Origin of the sequence: Pseudomonas sp. BF-R-01, assembly GCF_019946615.1 — a bacterium.
GTDB classification, from domain to species: Bacteria; Pseudomonadota; Gammaproteobacteria; order Pseudomonadales; family Pseudomonadaceae; genus Aquipseudomonas; species Aquipseudomonas migulae.
The window spans coordinates 18,892-28,177 of record NZ_JAGYFX010000079.1 but is presented as its reverse complement, the minus strand read 5'-3'; the positions used below and the strand labels follow the sequence as shown (position 1 = coordinate 28,177).

Genomic DNA, 9,286 nt, shown 5'->3' with positions numbered 1-9,286 from the left:
ATGGCGTCCTTGAAACCGCCATCGCCAGCAAGCCGGCTCCTACAGGTTTGCATTCACCGGGCGATGCCGTGTTTACGCAGCTTTCTATAGAGGGTGTTACGGCTGACACCCAACTGCTCGGCGGTATGGGTCATGTGCCAACGGGTTTGCTCCAGCGCATTCAGCAACGCCAGGCGCTCGGCATCATCCAGCGGATGTTCGCAAGACGGTTCGACGGCAACAACCGGCACCGGCCTGGCCTGTCGAATCATCGCCGGCAAATCCTCCAGCCCGATCCGCCCGCCATCACACAACGCCGCCAAGGTGCGCAGCACGTTACGCAACTGCCGCACGTTCCCGGGCCAGGCGAAACCCAGCAACGCCTGGCGGGCGGGCTCATCAATCAGCACCGTTTCCCCGCCCGCCTCTTCCGCCAGCAGAAAGTCGAGCAACTGCGATTTGTCACTGCGTTCGCGCAACGCCGGCAACGCAATCTCCAACCCATTGAGCCGGTAATACAAATCCTCGCGGAAGCTGCCGTCCTGCACCCGTTCCAGAAGATTACGGTGAGTCGCGCTGATGATCCGCACGTTGACCGCCTCCGGCTCGCCGCCAATCGGCACCACTTGCCGATCTTCCAGCACTCTTAATAGCCGGGTCTGCAACGCCAACGGCATGTCGCCGATTTCATCGAGGAACAAGGTCCCGCCATCGGCCTGCTGCAACTTGCCGCGCATGCCTTCCTTGCGTGCGCCGGTAAAGCTGCCGCCGCGATAGCCGAACAACTCGCTCTCGATCAGGCTTTCCGGGATGGCCGCGCAGTTGAGCGCGACGAAGGCTTTTTCGGCCCGCTGACTGGCCTGATGCACCGCTTTGGCGAAGGCCTCCTTGCCGGACCCGGTTTCGCCGTTGATCAACAGCGGCACATCCCGTTCGAACACGCGCAGGGATTTGCGGAAGTCTTCCTGCAAACCCGCATCGCCCAGACAAATGCCCGACAGGCGCGCAGGTTCGGCAACGACCCGACTGGTCACTACCGGCACCGGAATGCTGCGCGGCTGACCGCGCAACACGGCAAACAGGCCGCGCCCGTCACGTGCGCGCAACGGCCAACTGGCGCTGGCATTCACACTCGCGCGGCCCAGCAACTCATCCAGTGAGCAATCGAAAAACGCCTCGACCGGTTTGCCCAGCAGCCCGCCACGACTATGCCCCAGCAGGTTCAGCGCGCTCTGATTGACCGCGCTGATCCGACCCTCGCCGTCGAACGCCAGCAGCCCTTCGCTGAACAGCCCGACGGATTCCGCCTGCAGGTGAAAACGCAGCAACCATTGATTGTCGAAGTAACGCAGGAAATAGCAGCTCTCGATCATCTTCGCCGACAGATTGACCAAGGCCATGGTGTGGAACTGACTTTGCCGCGACACCTCGTGCCGCGCCGAGGACACGTCGAGCACCGCCAGCAGTTCGCCATGCGGATCGAACACCGGACTCGCCGAGCAAGTCAGGCCAGTGTGACGCCCACGAAAGTGTTCGTCCTGGTGAATGGTCAGCGACTGACGCTCCACCAGGCAGGTGCCGATGCCGTTGGTGCCTTCGCAGGCTTCGCTCCAGTCGGCACCGAGCCAGAGGCCGGCGCGCTCGAAAATCTTCCGCTCGGCGGGTGCCGTCACACAATTGAGGATCACCCCGCGCGCATCCGTCAGCAGCACCGCATGACCGGCGCCGGACAGCTGCTGATGAAGACTGCTCATTTCGTTGCCGGCGATGTGCAGCACTTGCTGCAAGCGTTCGCGGCTTTCGAGGACACGACCGTGCTCCAGCACCGTCGGCGCCATGGTCAGGGCCGGGTCGAGGTGATAGTCCTCAAGACAACGCAGCCAGGAACGGGCAATGGACGGATCGCTGCCGGGACCGTGCAGGTGGGATTTCCCCTGGGTCACGGTCAGCACTTGCTGGGCATGGCGACTCAAATGGTTGTCGTGCATTTCTTATTATTCTCCCCGGGGCTCGGTGACCCGTATTGAGGTGATGCCCGAGCATCCTCCAGCCTAGCCCGCATTGCAATGCTGGCAAGACCGGTCAGTCACAGCTTGTGCCACAAGCGGTACAAACTGTCACGGGGGCTGTACCGAAAGCGTCACAGCCGCCATCCATCCGTCCGACAAAAAACGCGCAAGACCTTGATTTGCCTAGCTCACAGGGCAGTGGCCCGACCTTTGCTCTACGCTTATAGCAAGCGCACATGCGCCTCTCTAATAAGTACAAAAGCCAAGGAGAAAACACCATGCGTTACGCTCACCCCGGTACTGAAGGCGCTATCGTTTCGTTCAAAGCCAAATACGGTAACTACATCGGCGGCGAGTTCGTCGCGCCTGTCAAAGGTCAGTACTTCACCAATACCTCGCCAGTGAATGGCCAACCGATTGCCGAATTCCCGCGCTCCACGGCCGAAGACATCGACAAAGCCCTGGACGCTGCCCACGCCGCTGCCGATGCCTGGGGCGCCACGTCCGCCCAGGCGCGCTCGCTGGTGCTGCTGAAAATCGCCGACCGCATCGAGCAGAACCTGGAACTGCTGGCGATCACCGAATCCTGGGACAACGGCAAAGCCGTTCGCGAAACCCTCAACGCCGACATCCCGCTGGCCGCCGACCACTTCCGTTACTTCGCCGGTTGCATCCGTGCGCAGGAAGGCAGCGCTGCCGAGATCGACGGCAACACCGTGGCCTATCACATCCATGAACCGCTGGGCGTGGTCGGGCAGATCATCCCGTGGAACTTCCCGATCCTGATGGCCGCGTGGAAACTCGCCCCGGCGCTGGCGGCGGGTAACTGCGTGGTGCTCAAGCCAGCAGAACAAACGCCGCTGGGCATTACCGTGCTGGTCGAGCTGATCGGCGACCTGCTGCCACCGGGCGTGCTCAACATTGTGCAAGGCTTCGGCAAAGAAGCCGGCGAAGCGCTCGCCACCAGCAAACGCATCGCCAAGATCGCCTTCACTGGCTCGACCCCGGTCGGCTCGCACATCATGAAATGCGCCGCCGAAAACATCATCCCGTCCACCGTGGAGCTGGGTGGCAAATCGCCGAACATCTTCTTTGAAGACATCATGAAAGCCGAACCGTCCTTCATCGAGAAAGCTGCTGAAGGCCTGGTGCTGGCATTCTTCAACCAGGGCGAAGTCTGCACCTGCCCGTCCCGCGCGCTGGTGCAGGAATCGATCTACGACGACTTCATGAAAGAGGTGATGAAAAAAGTCCTGTCGATCAAACGCGGCGACCCGCTGGACACCGACACCATGGTCGGCGCCCAGGCGTCCGAGCAGCAATTCGACAAAATCCTTTCGTACCTGGAAATCGCCAAGGGCGAAGGCGCCGAGCTGCTGACCGGCGGCAAAGTGGAAAAACTCGAGGGCAGTCTGGCGACGGGTTATTACATCCAGCCGACCCTGCTCAAGGGCACCAACAAAATGCGTGTGTTCCAGGAAGAAATCTTTGGCCCGGTGGTGAGCATCACCACGTTCAAGGACGAAGCCGAAGCCCTGGCCATCGCCAACGACACCGAGTTCGGCCTCGGCGCCGGCCTGTGGACCCGCGACATCAACCGCGCCTATCGCATGGGCCGCGCCATCAAGGCCGGTCGCGTGTGGACCAACTGCTACCACCTGTACCCGGCGCACGCCGCGTTCGGTGGCTACAAAAAGTCCGGTGTCGGTCGTGAAACCCACAAAATGATGCTCGATCACTATCAGCAGACCAAAAACCTGCTGGTGAGCTACGACATCAATCCGTTGGGCTTCTTCTAACCCCGCGCGATACCGCGTAACGGCCTTCGCGAGCAAGCTTCGCTCCTACAGGATCACGCCGTACCTGTAGGAGCGAGGCTTGCCCGCGAAGGCATCCTCAAACACACCGCAAATCACCGCCCTGCCGCTCTGGCACGGGCTTTGCGTGCCCGCTCCACACCAAAAATCAGTTTCCGAAAGTCCAACAGATCAAACAATAAAAAAGACAGCGAGGACTTATGACTTCTTCCACACAGCTCAAACCCACACTCGGCACCCTGCACTTATGGGGCATTGCCGTCGGCCTGGTGATTTCCGGCGAGTACTTCGGCTGGAGTTACGGCTGGGGCACCGCAGGCACTCTGGGTTTCCTCGTCACCGCCCTGATGGTGGCGACGATGTACACCTGTTTCATCTTCAGTTTCACCGAACTGACTACCGCCATTCCCCACGCTGGCGGGCCCTTTGCCTACAGCCGACGGGCCTTCGGCGAGAAAGGCGGCTTGATTGCCGGCATTGCCACGCTGATTGAATTCGTCTTTGCGCCGCCAGCCATTGCCATGGCCATTGGCGCTTATCTGAACGTTCAATACCCGGAACTTGACCCCAAGATTGCCGCCGTTGGCGCCTATTTTGTGTTCATGACGCTCAACATCCTCGGCGTCAGCATCGCCGCCACGTTTGAACTGGTGGTGACCGTGCTGGCCGTCGCCGAGTTGCTGGTGTTCATGGGCGTGGTCGCGCCGGGCTTCAGTTTCAGCAATTTCGTGCTCAACGGCTGGTCGGGTTCGAACGAGTTCACCATTGCCTCAATCCCCGGCATCTTTGCGGCGATCCCGTTCGCGATCTGGTTTTTCCTCGCGATTGAAGGTGCGGCGATGGCGGCTGAAGAAGCCAAGGACCCGAAACGCACGATTCCCAAGGCGTACGTCAGCGGCATTCTGACGTTGGTGTTCCTCGCGATCGGCGTGATGGTGATGGCCGGCGGCGTGGGCGACTGGCGTCAATTGTCGAACATCAACGACCCGCTGCCTCAGGCGATGAAAGCCGTGGTCGGCAACAATTCGACCTGGATGCACATGCTGGTCTGGATCGGCCTGTTCGGGCTGGTGGCGAGTTTCCACGGGATCATTCTCGGCTACTCGCGTCAGTTCTTCGCCTTGGCCCGGGCCGGCTACCTGCCACGTTCGCTGGCCAAACTGTCACGTTTCCAGACCCCGCACCGGGCCATTCTGGCCGGCGGCGTGATCGGCATCGCGGCAATCTACAGCGACGGGCTGGTCAACCTGCAAGGCATGACGCTGACGGCAGCGATGATCACCATGTCGGTATTCGGTGCCATCGTGATGTACATCATCAGTATGCTGAGCCTGTTCAAGCTGCGTAAGACCGAGCCAAACCTGGAACGCAGCTTCCGCGCGCCGGGTTACCCGATCGTGCCGGGGATTGCGCTGTTTCTGGCCGTGGTGTGCCTGGTGGCGATGGCGTGGTTCAACCCGCTGATCGGCTGTGTGTTCCTCGGTTTCATGGCGGCCGGGTATTTGTATTTCCAACTGACCGCCAAGCAGCGCTTCGATGCGCCGGCGGATGCGATGCTCGAAGGCGCCTGAGTTGCACCGGCGCCGGGCTAACGCCCCGGCGCCTGCTTTATTGAAGTGCACATCGCTCCCCCTGTGGGAGCCAGCCTGCTGGCTCCCACAAGGGAATGTCAGGGTAATCAAGACTTCTACACATCAGGAGGACACCGTGGCCACATTTGCCCATTCCATCGGCGCCCAGACCTACCGCTTCGCCAGCCTCAAAGAGGTCATGGCCAAGGCCAGCCCGGCGCGTTCCGGGGATTTCCTGGCCGGCGTCGCCGCCCTTAACGATGGCGAGCGCGTCGCCGCGCAAATGGCCCTGGCTGACATCCCGCTGACTCACTTCCTGCAGGAAGTGCTGATTCCTTACGAGACCGATGAAGTCACCCGACTGATCATCGACACTCACGACAAACAAGCCTTCGCCGTGGTCAGCCATCTCACCGTTGGCGGATTTCGCGACTGGCTGCTCAGCGATGCCGCCGACGAACAGAGCCTGCGCGCCCTCGCCCCGGGCCTGACGCCGGAAATGGCCGCAGCCGTATCAAAAATCATGCGCGTGCAGGACCTGGTGCTGGTCGCACAGAAAATCCGTGTGATCACGCACTTTCGCGGCACCATGGGCCTGCGGGGACGCTTATCCACCCGCCTGCAACCCAACCACCCCACCGACGAACCGGCCGGTATAGCCGCGAGCATTCTCGACGGCCTGCTGTACGGCAACGGTGACGCGATGATCGGCATCAACCCGGCCACCGACAGCATTGCCTCGATTTGCGCGATGCTGGAAATGCTCGACGCGATCATCCAGCGCTACGAAATTCCTACACAAGCCTGCGTGCTGACCCACGTCACCACGTCCATCGAAGCGATCAATCGCGGCGTTCCGCTGGACCTGGTGTTCCAGTCGATCGCCGGCACCGAAGCGGCCAATGCCAGTTTCGGCATCAACCTGAACGTGTTGCAGGAAGGTTACGACGCCGGTTTGAGCCTGAATCGCGGCACGCTTGGGCAAAACCTGATGTATTTCGAGACCGGCCAGGGTAGCGCCCTGTCGGCCAACGCCCACCACGGCATCGATCAACAAACCTGCGAAACCCGCGCCTACGCGGTTGCCCGACATTTCAAACCGTTTTTGGTGAACACCGTCGTAGGATTTATCGGCCCGGAATACCTCTACAACGGCAAACAGATCATCCGTGCAGGCCTGGAAGACCACTTCTGCGGCAAATTGCTGGGCGTGCCGATGGGCTGCGACATCTGTTACACCAACCACGCTGAGGCCGACCAGGACGACATGGACACCCTGCTGACCCTGCTGGGCGTGGCCGGGATCAACTTCATCATGGGCATCCCCGGTTCCGACGACATCATGCTCAACTACCAGACCACTTCGTTCCACGACGCGCTCTACGCCCGACAAACCCTGGGCCTGAAACCGGCACCGGAGTTCGAACAGTGGCTGGCCAGAATGGGCATTTTCACTCAGGCCGATGGCAAGATTCATTTCGGCGAGCGCCTGCCGCCAGCCTTCCGCCAGGCGATGGGGCAACTGGGATGAGTGTCGAGATGGATAAACCGCCTGTTGATTCAGAAAATCCATTGCTGGAACTGCGGCGCCTGACCCCGGCACGGATTGCCCTGGGCCGCACCGGCACCAGCATGCCGACCAGCGCACAGCTGGATTTCCAGTACGCCCACGCCCAGGCTCGGGACGCGGTGCACCTGCCCTTCGACCATGCCGGGCTCAGCGCTCAATTGGCCGAATGCGGATACGAAAGTGTGCTCCTGCACAGCGCCGCCACCAACCGCGACAGCTATTTGCAGCGCCCTGACTTGGGGCGGAAATTGAGCGATGAGTCCGCGCAAATCCTGCGCAACCATGCTTCAGCCTATCCCGGCGGCGTCGATCTGGTGATTGTCGTGGCCGATGGTTTGTCGGCACTGGCTGTGCACCGCCACACCGTGCCCTTCCTTTCGCGCATGCGAGAGCAGATCGAAGTCGATGGCTGGACGGTTTCACCGGTGATTCTGGTAGAACAAGGCCGGGTCGCGATAAGCGACGAAATCGGCGAGTTGCTGGGCGCAAAAATGGTGGTGATTCTGATTGGCGAACGCCCTGGCCTCAGCTCGCCAGACAGTCTGGGATTATATTTCACCTACAATCCAAAGGTCGGTCTGACGGATGCTTACCGCAACTGCATCTCCAATGTGCGACTGGAAGGCCTGAGTTATGGCATGGCGGCACACCGATTGCTGTATTTGATGCGCGAAGCCTGTCGGCGACAGTTGTCGGGGGTCAACCTGAAGGACGAAGCGCAGCTTCAGACGCTGGAGTCGGACGCAGGAGCGGACATGAAAGGTAATTTCCTACTGAGCCTGCCGGATGCCTGAACCGTTTCCGCATTGCGTTTCTGATTCAATTTCAGGCAGGATCGAAACACGGCTGCCCGAGTGAAGAACCGTTCGCCGTCAGAGCATGTGAAGACAGCCACTTGAAGACGAGACCTATCGATGCGGATTATTCAAGCGACCCTTGAACACCTGGACCTGCTGACCCCGTTGTTCGTCAAATATCGCGAGTTTTATGGTTCCCTGCCGTATCCGGACTCGTCCCGGGCGTTCCTCGAGAAACGCCTGCGTCGCAAGGAATCGGTGATCTACCTGGCCCTGGCCGATGACGACGACAAGAAGCTGATGGGTTTCTGTCAGCTGTACCCGAGCTTTTCGTCGCTTTCACTTAAACGCGTGTGGATCCTCAACGACATTTATGTCGCCGAAGACGCCCGCCGGCAGTTAGTGGCTGACAACCTGATGCGCACCGCGAAAAAAATGGCCAAGGAAACCAATGCCGTGCGCATGCGCGTTTCCACCAGCAGCGACAACAAAATCGCACAGAAAACCTACGAATCCATCGGATTCAAGGAAGACACAGAGTTCAAAAACTACGTGCTGCCGATCAGCGACGAGCTTTGATCCGCACCGAGCCCTCGTAGGAGCGAAGCTTGCTCGCGAAAGCGGTCTGACATCTGGCGGATATGCTGAACGACATACCGCTTTCGCGAGCAATCGAGCGTCGACCGGCTGCTCCTACAAAAAAAAGCAGACCGCGCCGCCGGTCTTGCGCGACACTCCTCGCTACAAACTCGACGCGCTTTTCACTTCTCAGCCCGTATAATGCCGACCTTTCCGGCTTGTAAGAAAAACTACACCCGTCTGTAGCCTTACGCGAAGTCATCCGCACAGGCCTGCTGAGTCGGGCCGTCACCACAGGTGCCTCCATGGATTTCAACCCGCTCGACCTTATCCTGCATCTCGATGTTTACCTCGACTTGCTGGTAAACAACTACGGGCCATGGATCTACGCCATCCTGTTTCTGGTGATCTTCTGCGAGACCGGCCTGGTGGTGATGCCTTTCCTGCCAGGCGATTCCCTTCTTTTCATCGCCGGTGCCGTGGCGGCCGGTGGCGGCATGGACCCGGTATTGCTCGGTGGCCTGCTGATGCTGGCGGCGATCCTCGGGGACAGCACCAACTACATCATCGGACGAACGGTGGGCGAGCGACTGTTCAGCAACCCGAACTCGAAAATTTTCCGCCGCGATTACCTGCAACAAACCCACGACTTCTATGACAAGCACGGCGGCAAAACCGTGACCCTGGCGCGCTTCCTGCCGATCATTCGCACCTTTGCACCGTTCGTCGCCGGCGTGGCGAAAATGCCTTACCCGCGTTTCTTCTTTTTCAGCGTCCTCGGCACCATCCTCTGGGTTGGCGGTTTGGTGACCCTCGGTTACTTCTTCGGCAACGTGCCGTTCATCAAGAAAAACCTCTCGCTGCTGGTAGTGGGCATCATTCTGCTGTCACTGGTGCCGATGATCATCGGCGTGATTCGCAGCCGCTTCGGCAGCGCCGCGTCCAAAGCCGAACCACACTGAAC

Annotated in this window: 7 protein-coding genes; 6 read left to right on the top strand and 1 reads right to left on the bottom strand. The window is 60.2% G+C overall.

Annotated elements, in window-relative coordinates:
- Window positions 1-53: 53 nt before the first annotated feature.
- Window positions 54-1,967, bottom strand: coding sequence for a sigma-54-dependent Fis family transcriptional regulator (locus tag KGB27_RS23345; RefSeq protein ID WP_223556505.1), 1,914 nt, complete (start codon window positions 1,965-1,967; stop codon window positions 54-56).
- Window positions 1,968-2,266: 299 nt separating this feature from the next.
- Here KGB27_RS23345 and KGB27_RS23340 point away from each other — a divergent pair, with 299 nt between their 5' ends.
- The 6 genes from KGB27_RS23340 (at window position 2,267) to KGB27_RS23315 (ending at window position 9,284) form a co-directional block, all read left to right on the top strand.
- The gene (locus tag KGB27_RS23340) at window positions 2,267-3,787 is read left to right on the top strand and encodes an aldehyde dehydrogenase family protein (RefSeq protein ID WP_008035766.1); all 1,521 of its coding nucleotides are present in this window, start codon (window positions 2,267-2,269) and stop codon (window positions 3,785-3,787) included.
- A gap of 218 nt (window positions 3,788-4,005) precedes the next feature.
- The gene (gene eat, locus KGB27_RS23335) at window positions 4,006-5,376 is read left to right on the top strand and encodes an ethanolamine permease (RefSeq protein ID WP_008035770.1); all 1,371 of its coding nucleotides are present in this window, start codon (window positions 4,006-4,008) and stop codon (window positions 5,374-5,376) included.
- Between the two features lie 136 nt (window positions 5,377-5,512).
- Window positions 5,513-6,907, top strand: coding sequence for an ethanolamine ammonia-lyase subunit EutB (locus KGB27_RS23330; protein WP_223556503.1), 1,395 nt, complete (start codon window positions 5,513-5,515; stop codon window positions 6,905-6,907).
- Between the two features lie 8 nt (window positions 6,908-6,915).
- Window positions 6,916-7,740, top strand: coding sequence for an ethanolamine ammonia-lyase subunit EutC (eutC, locus tag KGB27_RS23325; RefSeq protein WP_177318901.1), 825 nt, complete (start codon window positions 6,916-6,918; stop codon window positions 7,738-7,740).
- 120 nt (window positions 7,741-7,860) lie between these two features.
- Window positions 7,861-8,322: a GNAT family N-acetyltransferase gene (locus KGB27_RS23320; RefSeq protein ID WP_008042983.1), complete on the top strand. Its 462-nt coding sequence runs from the start codon at window positions 7,861-7,863 to the stop codon at window positions 8,320-8,322.
- Window positions 8,323-8,627: 305 nt separating this feature from the next.
- Entirely contained in the window at window positions 8,628-9,284 is a 657-nt protein-coding gene (locus KGB27_RS23315) for a DedA family protein (protein WP_008042985.1), read from the top strand.
- Window positions 9,285-9,286: the final 2 nt, after the last annotated feature.

What these genes read in the sequence shown, in the direction of transcription:
- KGB27_RS23345 (WP_223556505.1), bottom strand. Translation starts at nt 1,967, where the DNA reads ATGCACGACAACCATTTGAGTCGCCATGCCCAGCAAGTGCTGACCGTG.
- KGB27_RS23340 (WP_008035766.1), top strand. Translation starts at nt 2,267, where the DNA reads ATGCGTTACGCTCACCCCGGTACTGAAGGCGCTATCGTTTCGTTCAAA.
- eat (WP_008035770.1), top strand. Translation starts at nt 4,006, where the DNA reads ATGACTTCTTCCACACAGCTCAAACCCACACTCGGCACCCTGCACTTA.
- eutC (WP_177318901.1), top strand. Translation starts at nt 6,916, where the DNA reads ATGGATAAACCGCCTGTTGATTCAGAAAATCCATTGCTGGAACTGCGG.
- KGB27_RS23320 (WP_008042983.1), top strand. Translation starts at nt 7,861, where the DNA reads ATGCGGATTATTCAAGCGACCCTTGAACACCTGGACCTGCTGACCCCG.
- KGB27_RS23315 (WP_008042985.1), top strand. Translation starts at nt 8,628, where the DNA reads ATGGATTTCAACCCGCTCGACCTTATCCTGCATCTCGATGTTTACCTC.